The 19,961-nt window shown below is 57.9% G+C and carries 19 protein-coding genes; 13 read left to right on the forward strand and 6 right to left on the reverse strand.

Annotation, left to right across the window (positions count from 1 at the left end; all coding sequences use genetic code 11):
* Positions 1 to 29 precede the first annotated feature (29 nt).
* The 7 genes from odhB (at position 30) to ACZZ0G_RS20650 (ending at position 8,143) form a co-directional block, all read left to right on the forward strand.
* Positions 30 to 1,250 carry a 2-oxoglutarate dehydrogenase complex dihydrolipoyllysine-residue succinyltransferase gene (odhB, locus tag ACZZ0G_RS20620; protein WP_463557341.1) on the forward strand — a complete coding sequence of 407 codons (1,221 nt, stop codon included), beginning with the start codon at positions 30 to 32 and terminating at the stop codon, positions 1,248 to 1,250.
* Positions 1,251 to 1,358: 108 nt separating this feature from the next.
* Positions 1,359 to 2,795, forward strand: coding sequence for a dihydrolipoyl dehydrogenase (gene lpdA, locus ACZZ0G_RS20625; protein ID WP_102356807.1), 1,437 nt, complete (start codon positions 1,359 to 1,361; stop codon positions 2,793 to 2,795).
* A 182-nt stretch (positions 2,796 to 2,977) separates the two neighbouring features.
* The gene (sucC, locus tag ACZZ0G_RS20630; protein ID WP_007919879.1) at positions 2,978 to 4,144 is read left to right on the forward strand and encodes an ADP-forming succinate--CoA ligase subunit beta; all 1,167 of its coding nucleotides are present in this window, start codon (positions 2,978 to 2,980) and stop codon (positions 4,142 to 4,144) included.
* Complete coding sequence (gene sucD, locus ACZZ0G_RS20635) at positions 4,144 to 5,025, forward strand: succinate--CoA ligase subunit alpha (protein WP_008082972.1); 882 nt, start codon at positions 4,144 to 4,146, stop codon at positions 5,023 to 5,025. Before sucC ends, sucD begins: the two co-directional genes overlap by 1 nt.
* Before the next feature lie 403 nt (positions 5,026 to 5,428).
* Complete coding sequence (gene brnQ, locus ACZZ0G_RS20640; protein WP_463557342.1) at positions 5,429 to 6,742, forward strand: branched-chain amino acid transport system II carrier protein; 1,314 nt, start codon at positions 5,429 to 5,431, stop codon at positions 6,740 to 6,742.
* A gap of 262 nt (positions 6,743 to 7,004) precedes the next feature.
* A complete protein-coding gene (locus ACZZ0G_RS20645) occupies positions 7,005 to 7,742 on the forward strand; it encodes a DUF599 domain-containing protein (RefSeq protein ID WP_034156247.1) in 738 nt (245 codons plus the stop codon).
* Positions 7,742 to 8,143 (forward strand): MAPEG family protein, encoded by a 402-nt coding sequence (locus ACZZ0G_RS20650; RefSeq protein ID WP_064117358.1) that lies wholly within the window; start codon positions 7,742 to 7,744, stop codon positions 8,141 to 8,143. Before ACZZ0G_RS20645 ends, ACZZ0G_RS20650 begins: the two co-directional genes overlap by 1 nt.
* Positions 8,144 to 8,220: 77 nt before the next feature.
* On the opposite strand, the gene ACZZ0G_RS20655 is transcribed toward ACZZ0G_RS20650, so the two are convergent.
* Positions 8,221 to 8,457, reverse strand: a complete 237-nt coding sequence (locus ACZZ0G_RS20655; protein ID WP_463557343.1) for a hypothetical protein — start codon at positions 8,455 to 8,457, stop codon at positions 8,221 to 8,223.
* A 158-nt stretch (positions 8,458 to 8,615) separates the two neighbouring features.
* On the opposite strand from ACZZ0G_RS20655, the gene ACZZ0G_RS20660 reads away from it, so the two are divergent.
* The 4 genes from ACZZ0G_RS20660 (at position 8,616) to ACZZ0G_RS20675 (ending at position 12,324) form a co-directional block, all read left to right on the forward strand.
* Positions 8,616 to 9,092, forward strand: coding sequence for a PaaI family thioesterase (locus tag ACZZ0G_RS20660; RefSeq protein WP_463557344.1), 477 nt, complete (start codon positions 8,616 to 8,618; stop codon positions 9,090 to 9,092).
* Entirely contained in the window at positions 9,089 to 9,541 is a 453-nt protein-coding gene (locus ACZZ0G_RS20665) for a PaaI family thioesterase (RefSeq protein WP_463557345.1), read from the forward strand. The genes ACZZ0G_RS20660 and ACZZ0G_RS20665 overlap by 4 nt, the downstream gene beginning before the upstream one ends.
* Positions 9,542 to 9,622: 81 nt before the next feature.
* The gene (gene htpG / locus ACZZ0G_RS20670; RefSeq protein WP_463557346.1) at positions 9,623 to 11,527 is read left to right on the forward strand and encodes a molecular chaperone HtpG; all 1,905 of its coding nucleotides are present in this window, start codon (positions 9,623 to 9,625) and stop codon (positions 11,525 to 11,527) included.
* A 68-nt stretch (positions 11,528 to 11,595) separates the two neighbouring features.
* On the forward strand, positions 11,596 to 12,324 hold the full coding sequence (locus ACZZ0G_RS20675) for a dienelactone hydrolase family protein (RefSeq protein WP_463557347.1): 729 nt from the start codon (positions 11,596 to 11,598) through the stop codon (positions 12,322 to 12,324).
* A gap of 202 nt (positions 12,325 to 12,526) precedes the next feature.
* On the opposite strand, the gene ACZZ0G_RS20680 is transcribed toward ACZZ0G_RS20675, so the two are convergent.
* Complete coding sequence (locus tag ACZZ0G_RS20680; RefSeq protein ID WP_463557348.1) at positions 12,527 to 13,393, reverse strand: pirin family protein; 867 nt, start codon at positions 13,391 to 13,393, stop codon at positions 12,527 to 12,529.
* 61 nt (positions 13,394 to 13,454) lie between these two features.
* Entirely contained in the window at positions 13,455 to 13,871 is a 417-nt protein-coding gene (locus ACZZ0G_RS20685) for an OsmC family protein (RefSeq protein ID WP_463557349.1), read from the reverse strand.
* A 128-nt stretch (positions 13,872 to 13,999) separates the two neighbouring features.
* Between ACZZ0G_RS20685 and ACZZ0G_RS20690 the strand changes: the two genes are divergently transcribed.
* Both ACZZ0G_RS20690 and ACZZ0G_RS20695 read left to right on the forward strand, forming a co-directional pair.
* Positions 14,000 to 15,055, forward strand: a complete 1,056-nt coding sequence (locus ACZZ0G_RS20690) for an amidohydrolase family protein (protein WP_463557350.1) — start codon at positions 14,000 to 14,002, stop codon at positions 15,053 to 15,055.
* A 130-nt stretch (positions 15,056 to 15,185) separates the two neighbouring features.
* On the forward strand, positions 15,186 to 16,811 hold the full coding sequence (locus tag ACZZ0G_RS20695) for a methyl-accepting chemotaxis protein (RefSeq protein WP_463557351.1): 1,626 nt from the start codon (positions 15,186 to 15,188) through the stop codon (positions 16,809 to 16,811).
* A gap of 397 nt (positions 16,812 to 17,208) precedes the next feature.
* Here the strand turns inward: ACZZ0G_RS20695 and ACZZ0G_RS20700 are convergent, their stop codons facing one another.
* Genes ACZZ0G_RS20700 through purM form a run of 3 tightly spaced genes read right to left on the reverse strand, consistent with a single transcriptional unit; the run spans position 17,209 to position 19,639 of the window.
* Entirely contained in the window at positions 17,209 to 17,922 is a 714-nt protein-coding gene (locus ACZZ0G_RS20700; protein ID WP_102900814.1) for a DUF3108 domain-containing protein, read from the reverse strand.
* Positions 17,923 to 17,930: 8 nt separating this feature from the next.
* Complete coding sequence (gene purN / locus ACZZ0G_RS20705; protein ID WP_095119952.1) at positions 17,931 to 18,581, reverse strand: phosphoribosylglycinamide formyltransferase; 651 nt, start codon at positions 18,579 to 18,581, stop codon at positions 17,931 to 17,933.
* Positions 18,581 to 19,639 (reverse strand): phosphoribosylformylglycinamidine cyclo-ligase, encoded by a 1,059-nt coding sequence (purM, locus tag ACZZ0G_RS20710; protein WP_463557352.1) that lies wholly within the window; start codon positions 19,637 to 19,639, stop codon positions 18,581 to 18,583. The genes purN and purM overlap by 1 nt, the downstream gene beginning before the upstream one ends.
* Positions 19,640 to 19,961: the final 322 nt, after the last annotated feature.

Genomic DNA, 19,961 nt, shown 5'->3' on the forward strand with positions numbered 1-19,961 from the left:
TGAAACCGAATTTTAAGGACCCACAGATAATGGCTATCGAAATCAAAGCCCCGTCATTCCCGGAATCGGTTGCCGATGGCACCGTTGCCACCTGGCACAAGAAACCAGGTGAGGCCGTCAAGCGTGACGACCTGATCGTCGACATCGAAACCGACAAAGTCGTGCTCGAAGTATTGGCTGAAGCTGACGGTGTGCTGGGCGCAATCGTTGCCAACGAAGGCGATACCGTTCTTTCCAACCAGGTACTGGGCTCGATCGAAGAGGGTGGCGCTGCTGCCGCTCCAGCCGCCGCTGCTGCTCCGGCCGCTGCTGCCGCTGCACCGGCTGCTGCTGAAGGCGAAGACGATCCTGTTGCTGCTCCTGCCGCGCGCAAGCTGGCTGAAGAAAACGGCATCAACATCGCTTCCGTTGCCGGCACCGGCAAGGGCGGTCGTGTGACCAAGGAAGACGTGGTTGCTGCTGTTGCTGCCAAGAAAGCCGCTCCGGCTGCCGCGCCTGCCAAGGCTGCTGCTCCTTCGGCTGCCGCTCCTGTGTTCGCTGCTGGCGACCGCATCGAGAAGCGCGTACCGATGACCCGCGTGCGTGCCACCGTGGCCAAGCGTCTGGTTGAAGCACAGTCGAACATGGCGATGCTGACCACTTTCAACGAAGTCGACATGACTGAAGTCATGGCCCTGCGTTCGAAGTACAAGGACCTGTTCGAGAAGTCGCACAACGGTGTACGCCTGGGCTTCATGTCGTTCTTCGTCAAAGCAGCGACCGAAGCACTGAAACGCTTCCCGGCTGTCAACGCGTCGATCGACGGCGCCGACATCGTTTACCACGGCTACGCGGACATCGGCGTTGCCGTTTCCAGCGACCGTGGCCTGGTTGTTCCGGTTCTGCGTAACGCCGAGCTGATGAGCCTGGCTGAAATCGAAGGCGGCATCGCAACATTCGGCAAAAAAGCCCGTGACGGCAAACTGTCGATGGACGAGATGACCGGTGGTACCTTCACCATCACCAACGGTGGTACCTTCGGTTCGATGATGTCGACCCCGATCGTCAACCCGCCGCAGGCAGCGATTCTGGGCATGCACAACATCATCCAGCGTCCTATGGCCATCAACGGTCAGGTCGTTATCCGTCCGATGATGTACCTGGCACTGTCCTACGATCACCGTCTGATCGATGGCAAAGAAGCTGTGACCTTCCTGGTGACCATCAAGAACCTGCTGGAAGATCCGGCTCGTCTGTTGCTGGATATCTAAAAAACAGCGGCAAGCTTCAAGTTTCAAGCCACAAGCTCAAGTGAGCGGGGTGGGCTTGGAGCTTGGGGCTTGCGGCTTGTAGCTTTATTGCTAAAGAGGATTTTTTGAATGTCGCAGAAATTTGACGTAGTAGTGATCGGTGCTGGCCCTGGTGGCTACGTGGCTGCCATCAAGGCCGCGCAGCTGGGTCTGACCACTGCCTGCATCGAGAAGTACACCGACGCTGAAGGCAAGCAAGCCCTGGGCGGCACCTGCCTGAACGTAGGCTGCATTCCTTCCAAGGCGCTGCTCGACAGCTCCTGGAAATACAAGGAAGCGAAAGAAAGCTTCAACGTTCACGGTATCTCGACTGGCGAAGTCAAAATGGACGTCGCTGCGATGGTTGGCCGCAAGGCTGGCATCGTCAAGAACCTGACCGGCGGCGTTGCCACCCTGTTCAAGGCCAACGGCGTTACTTCGATCCAGGGCCACGGCAAACTGCTGGCTGGCAAGAAAGTCGAAGTCACCAAGCCAGACGGCTCGGTTGAAGTCATCGAAGCTGAAAACGTGATCCTGGCTCCAGGTTCGCGTCCGATCGACATTCCACCGGCTCCGGTCGATCAGAAAGTCATCGTTGATTCGACTGGCGCACTGGAATTCCAAACCGTACCTAAACGTCTGGGCGTGATCGGCGCTGGCGTAATCGGTCTGGAACTGGGTTCGGTGTGGTCGCGTCTGGGTTCGGAAGTAGTTGTCCTCGAAGCACTGGACACCTTCCTGATGGCAGCGGACACCGCTGTTTCCAAGGAAGCGCTGAAAACCCTGACCAAACAAGGTCTGGACATCAAACTGGGCGCTCGCGTGACCGGCTCGAAAGTGAACGGCGACGAAGTCGTTGTGAACTACACCGATGCCAACGGCGAACAGACCATCACGTTCGACAAGCTGATCGTAGCCGTTGGTCGCCGTCCGGTGACCACTGATCTGCTGGCTGCCGACAGCGGCGTGACCCTCGACGAGCGCGGTTTCGTGCACGTTGACGATCACTGCGCGACCACCGTACCGGGCGTTTTCGCCATCGGAGACGTGGTTCGCGGCATGATGCTGGCGCACAAGGCCTCCGAAGAAGGCATCATGGTTGTCGAGCGCATCAAGGGCCACAAAGCCCAGATGAACTATGACCTGATCCCTTCGGTTATTTATACTCACCCGGAAATCGCGTGGGTTGGCAAAACCGAGCAGGCCTTGAAAGCTGAAGGCGTTGAAGTTAACGTCGGCACCTTCCCGTTCGCGGCTTCCGGCCGTGCCATGGCTGCCAACGATACCGGTGGTTTCGTCAAGGTCATCGCCGATGCCAAGACTGACCGCGTATTGGGCGTGCACGTGATTGGTCCGAGCGCTGCAGAACTGGTTCAGCAGGGCGCGATCGGTATGGAATTCGGCACCAGCGCTGAAGACCTGGGCATGATGGTTTTCTCCCATCCGACCCTGTCTGAAGCCTTGCACGAAGCTGCTTTGGCTGTGAATGGCGGCGCCATCCACATTGCCAACCGCAAAAAGCGTTAACAGACAATAAGAAACCACGGCGGTAACGGCCCGTCGTGAGCCTTGCGAGCAAGTCTCACCGCGGAATGTCCGCTGGACGCAGTCTTGCGTAGCTCAGCTACGCAAGCAGCAGTCACAGGTGGCGCGGCACTCAATCGAGCGCAGCGCCGAATGCGCAGTACCTAACGAAGACGGTAAAAAGCATGAATCTTCACGAGTATCAGGGTAAGCAGCTGTTCGCTGAATACGGCCTGCCAGTTTCCACTGGTTACGCAGTAGACACCCCGGAAGCAGCAGCAGAAGCTTGCGACAAAATCGGCGGCAGCGAGTGGGTTGTCAAAGCCCAGGTCCACGCCGGTGGTCGCGGTAAAGCGGGCGGCGTCAAGCTGGTTCGCAGCAAAGAAGACGCCAAAGCCTTCGCACAGCAGTGGCTGGGCAAGCGTCTGGTGACTTACCAGACTGACGCCAATGGCCAGCCAGTCACCAAGATCCTGGTTGAATCGTGCACTGATATCGCTAAAGAGCTGTACCTGGGCGCTGTCGTTGACCGTTCGAGCCGTCGCATCGTGTTCATGGCTTCCACCGAAGGTGGCGTGGACATCGAGAAAATCGCTCACGACACTCCAGAAAAAATTCTCAAGGCCACTATCGATCCACTGGTTGGCGCTCAGCCATTCCAGGGTCGCGAGCTGGCATTCCAGCTGGGTCTGGAAGGCAAGCAGGTTGCTCAGTTCGCCAAGATCTTCGTAGGTCTGGCCAAACTGTTCAAGGATCACGATCTGGCTCTGCTGGAAGTGAACCCGCTGGTGATCAAGGCTGACGGCGATCTGCACTGCCTCGACGCCAAGATCAACATCGACGCCAACGCCATGTACCGTCAGCCTAAGCTGAAGACTTTCCACGATCCGTCGCAAGACGATCCGCGCGAAGCGCACGCTGCCAAGTTCGAATTGAACTACGTAGCACTGGAAGGCAACATCGGCTGCATGGTCAACGGTGCTGGCCTGGCCATGGGTACCATGGACATCGTCAACCTGCATGGCGGCAAGCCAGCCAACTTCCTCGACGTAGGCGGTGGCGCTACCAAAGAACGCGTAACTGAAGCGTTCAAGATCATCCTGTCCGACACCAACGTCGCTGCAGTACTGGTCAACATCTTCGGCGGCATCGTTCGCTGCGACATGATTGCCGAAGGCATCATCGGCGCTGTGAAAGAAGTCGGCGTGAAAATCCCGGTTGTTGTTCGCCTTGAAGGCAACAACGCTGAGCTGGGCGCTAAAGTACTGGCAGAAAGCGGTTTGAACATCATCGCTGCTACCAGCCTGACCGACGCTGCTCAACAAGTTGTCAAAGCTGCGGAGGGCAAATAATGAGCGTCCTGATCAATAAAGACACCAAAGTTATCTGCCAGGGTATTACCGGTTCGCAAGGTAGTTTCCACACCCAGCAAGCCATCGAATACGGCACCAAGATGGTTGGCGGCGTAACTCCTGGCAAAGGCGGCACCGAGCACCTGGGTCTGCCAGTGTTCAACACCGTCAAAGACGCAGTAGAAGCCACCGGCGCTACCGCTTCCGTGATCTACGTTCCGGCTCCTTTCTGCAAAGATTCGATCCTGGAAGCGGCATTCGGCGGCATCAAGCTGATCGTTTGCATCACCGAAGGCATTCCTACCCTGGACATGCTGGACGCTAAAGTTAAGTGCGACGAGCTGGGCGTAGTCCTGATCGGCCCTAACTGCCCAGGCGTTATCACTCCGGGCGAGTGCAAGATCGGCATCATGCCAGGTCACATTCACTTGCCAGGCAAGGTCGGTATCGTTTCGCGTTCCGGCACCCTGACCTACGAAGCTGTGAAGCAGACTACTGACGCCGGTTTCGGTCAGTCGACTTGCGTCGGCATCGGTGGTGACCCGATCCCGGGTTCGAACTTCATCGACATCCTGAAGCTGTTCCAGGAAGACCCGAAGACCGAAGCGATCGTGATGATCGGTGAGATCGGCGGTTCGGCTGAAGAAGAAGCGGCTGCCTACATCAAGGCACACGTGACCAAGCCGGTTGTTTCCTACATCGCTGGTGTGACTGCTCCTCCGGGCAAGCGCATGGGCCATGCTGGCGCAATCATCTCTGGCGGCAAAGGCACTGCAGACGAGAAGTTCGCTGCGCTGCAAGACGCAGGCGTTAAAACCGTGCGTTCGCTGGCAGACATCGGCAAGGCCCTGGCCGAGCTGACTGGTTGGGCTGTCAAGTAAGCCTCGCGCTTAGCTGACGCTTCACCAAACAAAGGCCACCTTCGGGTGGCCTTTGTCGTTTCTGGCACCTGCGTCATCAGTTATATCGCCTTCGCGAGCAAGCTCGCTCCCACATTTGTACGCATTTCCATGTGAGAGCGAGCTTGCTCGCGAAGGCGATTTATAGACATCTACCCAATTACATGCAAAAACGCGACACGGAAACGTCGCGTATCGGATAGTTCGCCCTCTAACAGTGCGTTTACACGGCAAATTCGTTAGGCTAGCAGCCATTTTTGCGTCTGCCGCCCACAAGGCATGCAACGCGCTTTAAGGGTCAGTCCCATACGGATCGACAGCATTTCCCTAATTACACAGGGCAATCCCCCTCTAAATTCCGATTCAGTAGTGTGGTATTACCTTAATGAAAGTTTTGAAAGGTCAGGACATCCTGGCACTTGGCTTTATGACATTTGCCCTGTTCGTTGGGGCTGGCAACATCATCTTCCCGCCGATCGTGGGCTTGCAGGCCGGACCTCACGTCTGGATGGCCGCGCTGGGCTTCCTGATCACCGCCGTCGGTTTGCCGGTGATCACCGTCGTTGCACTGGCCAAGGTCGGTGGGGCGATGGATGCGCTGAGCAGCCCGATCGGCAAGATCGCTGGCGGCATTCTGGCTGCGGCGTGCTACCTGGCGGTCGGCCCGCTGTTCGCCACCCCGCGTACCGCAACCGTATCGTTTGAAGTAGGTCTGGCGCCGCTGACTGGCGAAAGCCCGCTGGCACTGTTCCTCTACAGCTCGGTGTACTTCCTGCTGGTGTTCTTCATCTCGCTCTACCCTGGGCGTTTGCTGGACACGGTTGGCCGTTTTCTCGCGCCGTTGAAGATCATCGCGCTGGCGGTGCTGGGTATCGCTGCATTCGCCTTGCCGGCGGGTGACATCGGCCACGGCACGCCAGAGTACGTCGCCGCGCCGTTCTCCCAAGGCTTCATCAATGGTTACCTGACCATGGATACCCTCGGGGCGCTGGTGTTCGGCATCGTTATCGTGAACGCGATCCGCTCCCGTGGCGTCGAGTCGCCGGCGCTGATCACCCGTTACGCGATCATCGCTGGCCTGATTGCCGGTGTCGGTCTGGCGCTGGTGTATGTCAGCCTGTTCCGCCTTGGTTCTGGTAGCCACGAAGTAGCAGCGGGCGCGTCCAACGGCGCAGCGGTACTGCACGCCTATGTGCAGCACACCTTCGGTTCGCTGGGCAGCGGTTTCCTCGCGGTACTGATCTCGCTGGCGTGTCTGGTGACGGCGGTAGGCTTGACCTGCGCCTGTGCCGAATACTTCAGCCGCGTGCTGCCACTGTCCTACAAGACCCTGGTGATCATTCTCGCAGCGTTCTCGCTGCTGGTATCGAACCTGGGCCTGACCAAGCTGATTGCCTTCTCGATTCCGGTACTGACCGCGATCTATCCGCCGTGCATCGTGCTGGTGGCGCTGAGCTTCTGCAAAGACTTCTGGCATGAGCACGGCCGCATTCTCGGTCCGGTGATGCTGGTGTCGTTCGTGTTCGGCACCATCGACGCGCTGAAAGGCGCCGGTCTGGCCGACTGGATGCCAGCGCAATTGTCCCACCTGCCGCTGAGCGAGCAGGGCCTGGCGTGGCTGGTGCCGTGCGTGATGACTCTGGTGGTCGCAGTCGTTTGCGACCGCATGCTGGGCAAGCGCAGCGAAGCGGTTGCCTGATGTTGCCTGACTCGCCATAAGCGGGTCTTCAACGCTTAAACAGAAATGCCCCGTATCAATCGATACGGGGCATTTTTTATGCGCGTCAGGCAGTGTCTTTTTCCCTGAGCTAACGTCGAAGATGTGCCAGATTTTCATGTGGGAGCGAGCTTGCTCGCGAAGGCGTGGTGTCAGTCGCCATCGATATTGCCTGATACACCGCTTTCGCGAGCAAGCTCGCTCCCACAGGTTCCCGGTTTCCGCTTCTATTAACAGGAATTGCATGTCGTTCATCCAAGCCAACCTGATCCACTTGCTCGCCGCCGTCTGGTTTGTCATCTGCTGGGGCGGCTATACCCGTTATGCCTCCTGGAAGGGCCGCGATACAGCGTGCCTGGCCAGTGTGCTGCACCTGTACCGCGAAGACTGGATGCGCCGCATGTTGCTGCGCGATAACCGCATTGCCGACGCCAGTGTGATTGGCAACCTGGAGCGCAATGCCTCGTTCTTCGCTTCCAGCACATTGATCATCCTCGCCGGCATTCTCACAGTGCTTGGCGCGTCGGAGCGGGCGGTGTCGTTGCTGGCAGACATCCCGATGGTGCAGCAGGCGTCGCAGGGTATGTCGGAAATCAAGTTGCTGTGTCTGGCGATGGTGTTCGTCTACGCATTCTTCACCTTCAGTTGGTGTATGCGGCAGTACAACTTCGCGGCCGTGTTGGTCGGATCGGCACCGATGATCGGTGAACGGCATGTCTCCGAACAGGAGCGCAAGGCGTTCGCTGCGCGGGCGGCGCGGGTGATTTCGATGGCAGCCAACCAGTTCAACTTCGGGCTGCGCTCTTACTATTTCGGCATGACCATGCTGGCGTGGTTCGTCAGCCCGTGGCTGTTCATGCTGATGAGCGCCGGAGTGGTATTGGTGTTGTACCGTCGCGAATTTCATTCCGACGTTCTCGACGTCATGGTCTATACCCCTACAGAAGCCCCCATTCCCGAGACAAATAAAGAGGTCGCTTGATGAGTATTCCGTTCTGGTGTGTGTTTATCAGTGCGCTATTGATTTATATCGCGCGTATGCCAGTGGGCAAGGCGATGAAAGAGCAGGGTGGTTACAACAATCACCTGCCGCGTCAGCAACAGGCGCAACTGACCGGTTACGGCGCGAGGGCGCTGGCGGCGCATCAGAACAGTATCGAAGCATTCATTTTGTTCGCAGTCGGTGTGCTGATGGCGCACACCACGCAAACGGCGGGCTGGCTGATCGATACATTGGCGATCATCTTTGTGATCGCGCGAATCCTTTACTTGTGGTTCTACCTGGCCGATCTGCCCAAGCTGCGCAGTCTGGTCTGGCTAGTTGGCTTAGTCTGCTCGCTGTTGCTGATGATTAGTCCGACTTTTAGAACTGTCTTGCTGTAAGTCTCTTCGGCCGCTAAATGACAGGCAAAAGAAAACCCGCACTTGGCGGGTTTTCTTTTTCTGCAGCAAAAAGCGAATTATTGCTTCTTGGCAGCTTCTTCTTGTGCAGCAGCGTTCGATTCAGCCTGAGCTTTGGCAGCTTCGGCGTTTTCTTTCGCAGCGTCGTTCACTTTATCCTGAGCTTTGTTCATGTCTTGCTGAGCTTGTTCAGCATGGTTGGTGGCATCTTGAGCTTTGTCCTCGGATTTTTTATCGCAGGCAGCGAGACCGAGGGAAGCGGTCAACATCAAGGCAATAGCAAAAGTCTTACGCATGGGGTGTTTCTCCTTATGGAAAATAACTACTGGCCTTAAGAACTCGACGCTACAGGTTAAGTTCCTCATTTCTTTCAGATATATAAGTTTGTTTTTACATGGAACTTTTGCTGTTTCGCTCACTACTGGCAAAAGGCTTTAACGAGAGTAATTATCAAATGGCCGAGAACACCGTTTTTGAGCGTGCGACGCGGTTTCTCTCCGCGCTGCGTCACTGTCAGGTACTTGGATTGCAAGTGCACAACGCCTCCAGCGAAGGGCTCACGGTTATTCTGCCGTACAGCCCGCAAATCGTCGGCAACCCCGAAACCGGCGTGATCCATGGCGGCGCGATCACGGCGTTGATGGACACCGCCTGCGGGATGTCGACATTGTGTGTGCTGCCGGAATTCGAGGTTTGTCCGACCCTCGACCTGCGCATCGATTACATGCACGCCGCCGAGCCGAATAAAGCAGTGTATGGCTTCGCCCAGTGCTATCGCGTGACCACCGATGTGATCTTCGCCCGTGGCTTCGCTTACCAGGATGATCCCGAGCAACCCATCGCCCATGTTGTCGGCACCTTCATGCGCATGGGCAAGGGCCTTAAAGGGACCAAAGGTTTCGGCGGCGTGATCAAGGGAGAAAGTCGGTGAGCGAAGACCTCAAGCAACAACTGCAGCAGGCCCATGCACAAGGCGACTATGCGCCGTTGCTGCAACTGATCCCGTACGCCGGGCTGATCGGCATCGAATGCTCGCGCGTCGGCGATGAACTGCTGTTCAAGCTGCCGGCGAACAAGGACAACATTGGTAACCCTTTATTGCCGGCGATCCATGGCGGGGTGATTGCCGGGTTCATGGAGCTGGCTGCCGCCCTGCATCTGTTGATCTTCACCGGTGCGCCTGGCGTGCCTAAGATCATCGACTTCTCTCTCGATTACCTGCGCGCCGGGCAGTTTCGCGACACCTGGGCCAAATGTCAGGTGTGTCGTCAGGGTCGTCGCGTAGCCAACGTCGCTATCACCGCCTGGCAAAGTACCGAAAGCGAACCGATTGCCACCGCTCGCGCGCACTTCAAAATCGATGAGCCCTTGAAATCCTGAACAGCGCCCCAAACTCACAAGACAACCCGCCGCCGACCATTCGGGTCGCGGCCAATACCATCTGATTGGAGTTTGATGACCATGAGTGTGGAAACTCAAAAGGAAACCCTGGGCTTCCAGACCGAGGTAAAGCAGCTGCTGCACCTCATGATCCATTCGCTGTATTCCAACAAGGAAATCTTCCTTCGCGAATTGATCTCGAACGCCTCTGACGCTGTCGACAAACTGCGCTTTGAAGCCCTGGCCAAGCCAGAGTTGCTCGAAGGTGGTGCAGATCTGAAAATCCGTGTGAGCTTCGACAAGGACGCCAAGACCGTCACCCTCGAAGACAACGGTATCGGCATGAACCGTGACGATGTGATCACCCACTTGGGGACCATCGCTAAATCCGGCACCGCTGATTTCATGAAGAATCTCTCGGGCGATCAGAAGAAAGATTCGCACCTGATTGGCCAGTTCGGTGTGGGCTTCTATTCCGCCTTCATCGTGGCTGACCAGGTTGATGTGTACAGCCGTCGCGCCGGCACCCCAGCCAGCGAAGGCGTGCACTGGTCGTCGAAAGGCGAGGGCGAGTTCGAAGTTGCGAACATCGACAAACCAGAACGCGGCACCCGCATCGTCCTGCATTTGAAAGCGGCAGAAGACGAATTCGCTGATGGCTGGCGTCTGCGCAACATCATCAAGAAGTACTCCGACCATATCGCTTTGCCGATCGAACTGCCGAAAGAAGCGGCAGCAGTAGAAGGCGAAGAGGCGCCGGCCGTTGAATGGGAAACCGTCAACCGCGCCAGCGCCCTGTGGACTCGCCCTCGCACTGAAGTGAAGGACGAGGAATACCAGGAGTTCTACAAGCACATCGCTCACGACTTTGAAAACCCGCTGGCCTGGAGCCACAACAAAGTCGAAGGCAAGCTCGAATACAGCTCGCTGCTGTACGTGCCGGCCCGCGCACCGTTCGACCTGTACCAGCGTGAAGCGCCGAAAGGCCTGAAGCTGTACGTGCAACGCGTGTTCGTCATGGATCAGGCCGAGTCGTTCCTGCCGCTGTACCTGCGCTTCATCAAAGGCGTGGTCGATTCCAACGACCTTTCGTTGAACGTGTCGCGGGAAATCCTGCAGAAAGACCCGATCATCGATTCGATGAAGACCGCGCTGACCAAACGTGTGCTCGACATGCTGGAAAAACTGGCGAAAAACGAGCCTGAGCAATACAAAGGCTTCTGGAAGAACTTCGGTCAGGTCATGAAAGAAGGCCCGGCAGAAGACTTCGCCAACAAGGAAAAAATTGCCGGTCTGCTGCGTTTCGCATCGACCAACGGCGACGACGGCGAGCAGGTCGTTGGTCTGGCCGACTACCTGGCACGCGCCAAGGAAGGTCAGGACAAGATCTACTACCTCACCGGCGAAACCTACGCGCAGGTCAAGAACAGCCCGCACCTGGAAGTCTTCCGCAAGAAAGGCATCGAAGTGTTGCTGTTGACTGATCGCATCGACGAGTGGCTGATGAGCTACCTCAGCGAGTTCGACGGCAAGACTTTTGTTGACGTGGCACGCGGTGACCTCGATCTGGGCAACCTGGACTCGGAAGAGGACAAGAAAGCGGCAGAAGAAGTCGCCAAGTCGAAAGAAGGTCTGGTCGAGCGTCTGAAAACTGCGCTGGGCGATTCCGTGGCTGAAGTCCGCGTATCGCATCGTCTGACCGACTCGCCGGCCATCCTGGCCATCGGCGAGCAGGATCTGGGTCTGCAAATGCGTCAGATCCTTGAAGCCAGCGGGCAGAAGGTTCCGGACTCGAAGCCGATCTTCGAGTTCAACCCAAGCCACCCGCTGATCGAGAAACTCGACGGCGAGCAGAGCGAAGAGCGTTTTGGCGACCTGTCGCACATCCTCTTCGATCAGGCAGCATTGGCTGCTGGCGACAGCTTGAAGGATCCGGCCGCCTATGTGCGCCGCCTGAACAAGCTGCTGGTTGAACTGTCGGTTTAATCAAGTCGTAGAAAAACCCGCTTCGGCGGGTTTTTTCATTCTGGTGTTTAACCAATCAGGAGTCAGAAATGAGCCAAGTCACTGTACGTTCCGTGGTCTATCAGATTGATGGCCAGCCTTATGAAGGTCGTCTAGCGTTCGACGCCGAACACACGGGCGCGCGTCCGGGTTTGTTGATGGCGCCGAACTGGATGGGTGTCAGCGCGGGTGCTGAAGAGATCGCCAAGTCGGTCGCGGCCAAGGGCTACGTAGTGTTGATTGCTGACGTTTATGGTCAGGCTGTGCGTCCACAAAACGCTGATCAGGCTGGCGCGGCGATGATGCCGTTGAAGGATGATCGTGCGTTACTGCGCAAGCGTATGCAGGCGGCCTTCGAGCAGTTGCAGAAGCAGGGCGAAGCGGCGGTTGATACGTCGAAACTGGCGGTGTTCGGTTTCTGCTTTGGCGGTTGCTGTGCGCTGGATCTGGCTCGTACCGGTGCGCCGGTTAAGGCGGCGGTGTCGTTCCATGGCACGCTGGATTCGCCGAACCCGGCGGATGCGCAGAACATCAAAGGTTCGGTGTTGGTGTTGCATGGTGCTTCCGATCCTTTGGTGCCGAAAGAGCAGCTGCCGGCGTTTGAAGACGAGATGAACGCGGCGAATGTCGATTGGCAGTTGCTGAGCTACGGCGGTGCGGTGCACTCGTTTACTGATCCGCATGCCAATGTACCGGGCAAGATGATGTATGACGCGAAGACCGCCAAGCGTGCGTTCAAATCGATGCATGATTTGCTGGATGAAGTGTTCAAGGGCTAAAAGCCTGAAAAGCACAAGCCCCTCACCCTAGCCCTCTCCCTGAGGGAGAGGGGACTGATTGGGGGATGCTTGAGGGTTACGCCGACCTGAAACGGCTGTGCTGAATCCATAATCGCCAGGATTTTTCAGGTCGATGTATGACTCAAGACACCTCGGTCGGCCCCCTCTCCCTCTGGGAGAGGGCTGGGGTGAGGGTCAAGGCTTAACGCGGCAACTCGATCCGCTCAACTTCCCCCGGCACCATCGGCCAGTCCCCGGCCGCCCACTTGCGCCGCGCTTCATCAATCGCCGCCGGATCGCTCGCAACAAAATTCCAGTTGATCCGCCGAGGCCCGTCCAGCGCCGCGCCACCGAACACCACTGCGTGCACATCGCTTTCGGCAAACAGGCTCATCTCTTCCCCGGCCGGCAGCACCACCAACGCATGCGGCTCAATCGCCTCGCCATTCAACTGCGCATCCCCACTCAGCACATAAACCGCCCGCTCTTCATGCTCGGTCGGAATCAGCAAAGTGGTCGCCGTTTGCATCTTCACTTCTGCATACAACGTAGGAGAAAGCACCGGCACCGGCGATTCCAGGCAAAAGCCTGACCCGGCAATCATGCGAATCTGTATGCCAAGGTTATCGCTGACCGGTAAGGTCGCCGCCGGGTGATGGCTGTAGTGCCCCGGGCCTTGCTCATGATCCTTGGGCGACGCCAGCCAGATCTGCAAGCCGTGCATCGTAAAGCTCTGGTCCCACAACGGCTCAGGCGTGCGTTCAACGTGTGCAATCGCGCTGCCGGCGGTCATCCAGCTGACATCGCCGGCACTGACCACCTGATCGGAGCCAAGGCTGTCCTTATGCTGGATCTGTCCTTCAAACAAATACGTCAACGTCGACAGACCGATGTGCGGGTGCTGTCGGATGTTCATGCCTTTGCCCGTCGGATAAACCGTCTCGAGCATGTGATCAAAAAACACGAAAGGCCCGACGCTGCGGCATTTGGCTGACGGCAACGGGCGCAGAATCGGCTGGCCTTCGACGTCTTCGGCGCGCGGGCGGATGATCAGAGGTTGCGTATCCATGGCGCATTCCAGGCTGAGCGGGTGATGCCAGAAGCATAACCCGCCGCTGGCATGAGGAGGGTTACTGGCTGTCGAAGCCCTGCGGTGCATGGGTTTCGATGGTCACGTCAGTGGTGGTCATCAGCTTGTGAATCGGGCAACGGTCGGCGACGCGCAGCAACTCCTCGCGCTGGGCGTCGGTGAGTACGCCTTTAAGAGTGAGAGTAACGTGCAGCACGTATTTGCCTTTCTGCTCTTCACTGTTGTCGCGTTTGACGTCGACACCAACGCCGGTCAGCGGGATGTCTTTCTTCTTCGCGTACATCTTCAGGGTCAGCGCTTTGCAAGCGCCTAGGGCCGCATCGAAGTAGTCGTGCGGCTCAGGTGCCGAGCCTTCGCCGCCGGCCGACTTCGGCACGTCGGTAAACAGTCCGTGGTCATCAATTTGTACGGTGTGACGAAAACCTTCAGCGGAGACGGTATTGACGGTAACAGTCATGGGAACCTCACAGGCAGTAGGAAAAGTCGTTCAATCAAACAAGACCTTGCAGTTATAGAGCATTCCCACCGGTACGCGTTCCACTTTCCTGCGGGATGAACCCTTGTTGTCGGGGCGCGGTCTAGGCTATGCCCACTTCCTGGAGATTACTTGTGTCCCTGTATCGTTTGAGTCTTGCCTGTTTGTTGGTATTTGCCGGCAACGTCAGCGCCCGCGAATACACCTACAGCGATGCGCACCTGCATTACGTGGATTTTTTCCAGGAAAGCGCGGGCATGGCGAAATTGCTGACGGCGATGAAGGACAATTCCATCGAGCATGTGATGATTTCCGGCATTCCAGTTGCCAAGAAGTGGCATGAGGACGAACCCAAGCGCCCGCGCTATTACGCCGGGGATGACGCCGATGCCTATTGGTACAGCGCGACCGATGTGATCGTCGCCGATGCGGTGCAAAAGCTGTCAGCCGAGCAGCGCCCCTACTTTCATCCGTTCCTCTCGGGCTTCAACCCCAACGACAAGAACTCCGCCGCGCACATCCAGCGCATGCTCGATCTGTATCCGGGGCTATGGCAGGGCATCGGTGAAGTGTTTACCCGGCATGACGATCTTACGGCGCTGACGTCCGGCGACACACCGCGCGCCAACAACGAAGCGATGACCAAGATTTATCACCTCGCAGCCGAGAACGATCTACCGGTGATGTTGCATTCGAACATCACCTCCAAGCGTGAGAAAAATCCACTGTACCTGAAGGAAGTCGAAGAGCCGCTGCGTAATCATCCGCACACGCGATTCATCTGGGCTCACGCTGGGACCAGCGCTGAAATTCATCGGCATCAAACGCAACTGAAGTTCCTGCTGTCAACCCTGACCCGCATGCTGGAAGCCTATCCGAATCTGTTTATTGACCTGTCATGGAGCATGCTTACGCCGTACTTGCTGGATGAGCAGGGCAAGCCGCGCCCGGAATGGTTGGCACTGGTCGAGAAATACCCCGAGCGCTTTATGCTTGGCTCCGACGTGGTAGGGCGTTTCAACAAGCTCGGTGAGGAAATGCACAGTTTTAAACCGTTCCTTGATGCGCTGCCTGAAGGTGTTGCTAAAAAAGTCGCCAGAGATAACTTCCTGGCGATCTTGCCGCGAACGGAGCTCAAGTCCGGCAAAACCACGCTGAATCGTTAATGCCGACGGTTCGGAGTATTAAGGCCTTTTGATATCACGTTTTGGTCTTACGCAAATTTTCACCGGGCCGATACCTTCTTAAGCAACCAGCTGCAGGGTTGATGCAGCGCTTTTGGAAGGAACCAGAGCAATGAGTATCCGTAGTCTCAATATTGCCCCGCGCGCCGGTTTGGGTTTTGGTCTATTGGCCTTGATGGTGTTTGCGCTCGGGGCGTTCGCTTTGCTGCAAATGTCGAACATGCGCGCCCAGTCTGATGAGGTCGACAACAATTGGCTGCCCAGCGTGATGGCTGTCGGCGAGATGAGTCAGGACATGCTGCGCCTGCGCGCGCTGACCATGCGCCTGTTGCTCAATCGCGATCCGCAGGCGCTGGAGCAGAATGTTGCCAAGCTCAATGAATTACGCGATGTGCTCAGTGAAGCCCAGCAACGTTACGACGTTCTGATCGTGTTGCCCGAGGAGCGCAAGCTGTTCGACCGCTTCAAGGTTGCCGAGCACCAGTATCTGGAATTTCAGGCCCAGGTCATGCAGTTATCGGCGCAGAATCGGGTCGAGGAGGCTGCGACCATTCTTAACGGTCAGATGAGTCCCTTGGCCGATGAAATCGCAGTGCTTCTGCGCGAACTGGTCGAGCTGAACAAACACAATGCCAACCTTGCCACCGAAGCAGCGCGGCTGGTGTTTACCAACTCGCGGGTGTGGGTCGGGGTGATGATCGGTGTTACTGCGTTGATCACCATCGGCCTGGCCCTGCTGCTGACGCGCAGCATCGTGTTGCCGCTGGCGCAATCGTTGGGTGTCGCCGAGGTGGTGGCCGGTGGTGATCTGACCGGCGATATCAACATCAGCGGCAAGGACGAACCGGCGCGACTGCTGCACGCGCTCAAGAGCATGCAACACAACCTGCGCGACACGATTCGGCAAATCTCCGAGTCCTCCAGCCAATTGGCCTCGGCGTCGGAGGAGCTGAGTTGCGTCACGGAAGACGCTACGCGCGGGTTGCACCAGCAGAGTCTGGAAATTGAGCAGGCTGCCACGGCGGTCAATCAGATGACGGCGGCGGTGGAGGAGGTGGCGAGCAATGCGGTGGCCACTTCCGAGGCTTCTCGTGAATCTGATCGCATAGCCCAGCATGGCCGCGAGCAGGTGCATCAAACGGTGCTGTCCATCGAGTCGCTGGCCGATGATGTAACAGCCAATGCGAGTCAGGTGGAAGATCTGGCGCAGAAGGTCTACAGCATCAGCAAGGTGCTGGACGTGATCCGTTCGATTGCCGAGCAGACCAATCTGCTCGCTTTGAATGCTGCGATCGAGGCGGCGCGGGCCGGTGATGCCGGGCGCGGGTTTGCGGTGGTAGCCGATGAGGTGCGGGCGCTGGCGCATCGTACGCAGCAGTCGACGCAAGAGATCGAGCAGATGATTGGCGGCATTCAGCAGGGCACCGATTCGGCGGTCAGCTCGATGCAGCAAAGCAATGTGCGGGCGCGTTCGACGCTGGAGTTGGCCAAGGCTGCGGGGACTGCACTTGAAGAGATCGCCTCGGCGTTCACGCTGATCAACGAGCGCAATCTGGTGATCGCCAGTGCCTCGGAAGAGCAGGCGGCGGTGGCGCGGGAGGTGGATCGCAATCTGATGAATATTCGTGATCTGGCGATGCAGACATCGGCTGGGGCCAATCAGACGAGTGCGGCGAGTCAGGAGTTGTCGCGGTTGGCGGTGGATCTGAACAGCATGGTGGCGAAATTTTCTGTTTGAGTTTCGCCTTCAAAAGCCCCTCACCCTAGCCCTCTCCCAAAGGGAGAGGGGACTGACCGGGGGAGATTGGCGAGTTACGCCGACCTGATCTTGCTTTGGGGAATCCATAATCGACTCGATCTTTCAGGTCGACACATAACGCCAGACATCTCGGTTCCCTCTCCCAGGGGGAGAGGGGGCCGACCGTGGGAGATTAGAGAGTTACGCCGACCTGAACATTCTTTGGTGAATCCATAATCGACTCGGCTTTTCAGGTCGATGTAGCTGGTCAGACAACTCGGTCGGCTCCCTCTCCCTTGGGAGAGGGCTGGGGTGAGGGGCGAGCCAGGCACAAATTCCCAATCAGCAGACGAAAAAAAGCCCCGCATTTCGCGAGGCTCTTTGCTGTAACGACGGATCAGCTGCCTTTAACGGTTTTGCCGTTGACCGTGCCGTCCTGGAGCATGATGTTGTACTCCTTGCCGTCGGTTTCAACCTGTTGCAGACGAACCAGCAAGTAATCCCAATCCTTGGCAAACCACAGGACAGTGATGCGCTTGCTTTGTGTCGGGTCGCGCACGCGCTCGACCTTGATTGCATCGATCTTGCCAGCCTTGGTCTCGACTTTCTCCGAGCCCAGCACACGGAAGTCGTAAGTATCGACTTCACCGTCATCGACCACTTGATAGCTCATGGTCTTCTTGCCGGCAGCCACATCATGTTGCAGGGCCAGTTGGTAGGTGGACTTGTCGACCATGCCACGGTTCAGCGGGATCTTCACCGCGTCGCCACGGTCGGTGCCGGTGACCATTTTGCTGTTCCAGTCGAAGTCCAGATCAGCCTTTTTCGCTTTCCCCAGGCCACCACGTTCAAAGTGGTAGGACTGCGGCAGCAGGGTGTCCTTGTCCAGGGTCAGGGTGCTTTCTTCCGTCAGGCTGGCGATCATCATCGAAGCCTTGAAGCTGAGCTTCCAGACGCCGTTGGCTTCCTTGACCAGACTGCGCTCGGCGGTGCCACTCATGGGCAACTGCTTCCAGTCGGCGGTGTAGCTGGCGGAGAACGGTTGAAGTTCGGCTGCCTGCGCGAAGGGCAGGGCGAGCAGAGCGCAAGCGAAGAGCAGGGCGCGACGCATAATATCTCCTAGTTTCGAATCAAGTGGCCGCTGGCCGCGAGTAACTGGCCGTCCAGTAAAGCACCGTGTTCACCGAGTGCCAGCCTGCCTTCGGCAAACCAGCGTACTGCCATCGGGTAGATCAGGTGTTCCTGAACGTGGACTCGCTGCGCGAGACTCTGCGGCGTGTCGTGCAACTCTACCGGTAATACTGCCTGTACGACCAGTGGTCCGCCATCGAGTTCCTCGGTGACGAAGTGCACGGAGCAGCCGTGCTCCGTGTCGCCGGCCTCCAGCGCGCGCTGATGAGTGTGTAACCCTTTGTATTTGGGTAGCAGCGACGGGTGGATGTTGAGCAGGCGACCCTGATAGTGGCGAACGAAGTCAGCGCTGAGAATGCGCATGAAACCGGCCAGCACCACGAGTTTCGGATTGAATTCGTCGATCAGTTCGATCAGGGCAGCATCGAAGGCCTCGCGGCCTTCGAAGGCCTTGTGATCCAGCGAGCGGGTGGCGATACCCGCGTCACTGGCGCGTTGCAGGCCGTAGGCGTCGGCGCGGTTGGAAATCACTGCAGCGATGCGGACCGGGCTGTCGCCGGTCCGCGTGCTGTCGATCAGAGCCTGCAAGTTACTGCCGGTGCCGGACAACAGCACCACGACATCACAGGTTGCGGACATTAATGAGCCTTAAGGTTCTGCAGATCAACCTGAGCAGCGCCTTCGGCAGCGGCAGCGATCTCACCGATGACCCAAGGCTGTTCGCCGGCGTCACGCAGGGTGTTCAGGGCCACTTCAACGTGTTCCTGAGCCACGCAGATGACCATGCCGACGCCGCAGTTCAGCACGCGGTGCATCTCGGTTTCGTCAACGTTGCCTTGCTCTTGCAGCCAATCGAACACAGCCGGGCGAGTCCAGCTTGCTACGTCAACCACGGCCTGAGCGCCTTTTGGCAGAACGCGCGGGATGTTGTCGAGCAGGCCGCCACCGGTGATGTGGGCCATGGCTTTGACGGCGCCGGTGTCTTTGATCAGCTTGAGCAGCGGCTTCACGTAGATGCGGGTCGGGGCCATCAGCAGGTCGGTCAGCGGTTTGCCGTCGAGCTGGATGTTTTCGATGTCGGCGCCGGAGACTTCGATGATCTTGCGGATCAGCGAGTAGCCGTTCGAGTGCGGGCCGGACGATGGCAGTGCGATCAGCGCGTCACCGGTGGCGACTTTCGAGCCGTCGATGATTTCCGATTTTTCCACGACGCCGACGCAGAAGCCGGCCAGGTCGTAGTCTTCGCCTTCGTACATGCCTGGCATTTCAGCGGTTTCACCGCCCACCAGCGAGCAACCCGACAGTTCGCAGCCAGCGCCGATGCCGGTGACCACCTGGGCAGCGGTGTCGACATTGAGTTTGCCGGTGGCGTAGTAGTCGAGGAAGAACAGCGGCTCGGCGCCGCACACCACGAGGTCGTTGACGCACATGGCAACCAGGTCGATACCGATGCTGTCGTGCTTGTTCAGGTTCAATGCCAGACGCAGCTTGGTGCCGACGCCGTCGGTGCCGGAAACCAATACTGGCTGCTTGTAGCCGGCCGGGATTTCGCAGAGGGCGCCGAAACCGCCCAGGCCGCCCATGACTTCCGGGCGCGCAGTGCGCTTGGCGACGCTCTTGATGCGTTCGACCAATGCTTCACCGGCGTCGATGTCTACACCGGCGTCCTTGTAGCTCAGGGAGGGTTGCTTGCTCATGATCCAGGCCTTTAGGGGAGGGGATTCAGGGGTAACGACCGAGTTCAGCGGGAACTTCGAAATCGACGGGGCGAGTGCCTCACGCGAGTTTCGAGGGGCCCGGCTGTTGCCGGTCTGCGAAGGCGCGCGATTTTATCAGGCTTGAGGGGCAGCGGCCATCCTCGCACCGACGGGCAGGGCCATATCTCGGGAAATTTTTTGCAATTAAGGCCTGCGGGTGCCTGTATAAGGTGTGGCGATTAACCGTCTATCGTTATCACTGTGCAAAAACTTATCGCCGCCGGGTGAATGTTTGGTGCTGGCAGATTGTCACAGCCTTGCT

The organism is Pseudomonas sp. AC169, from assembly GCF_979258515.1.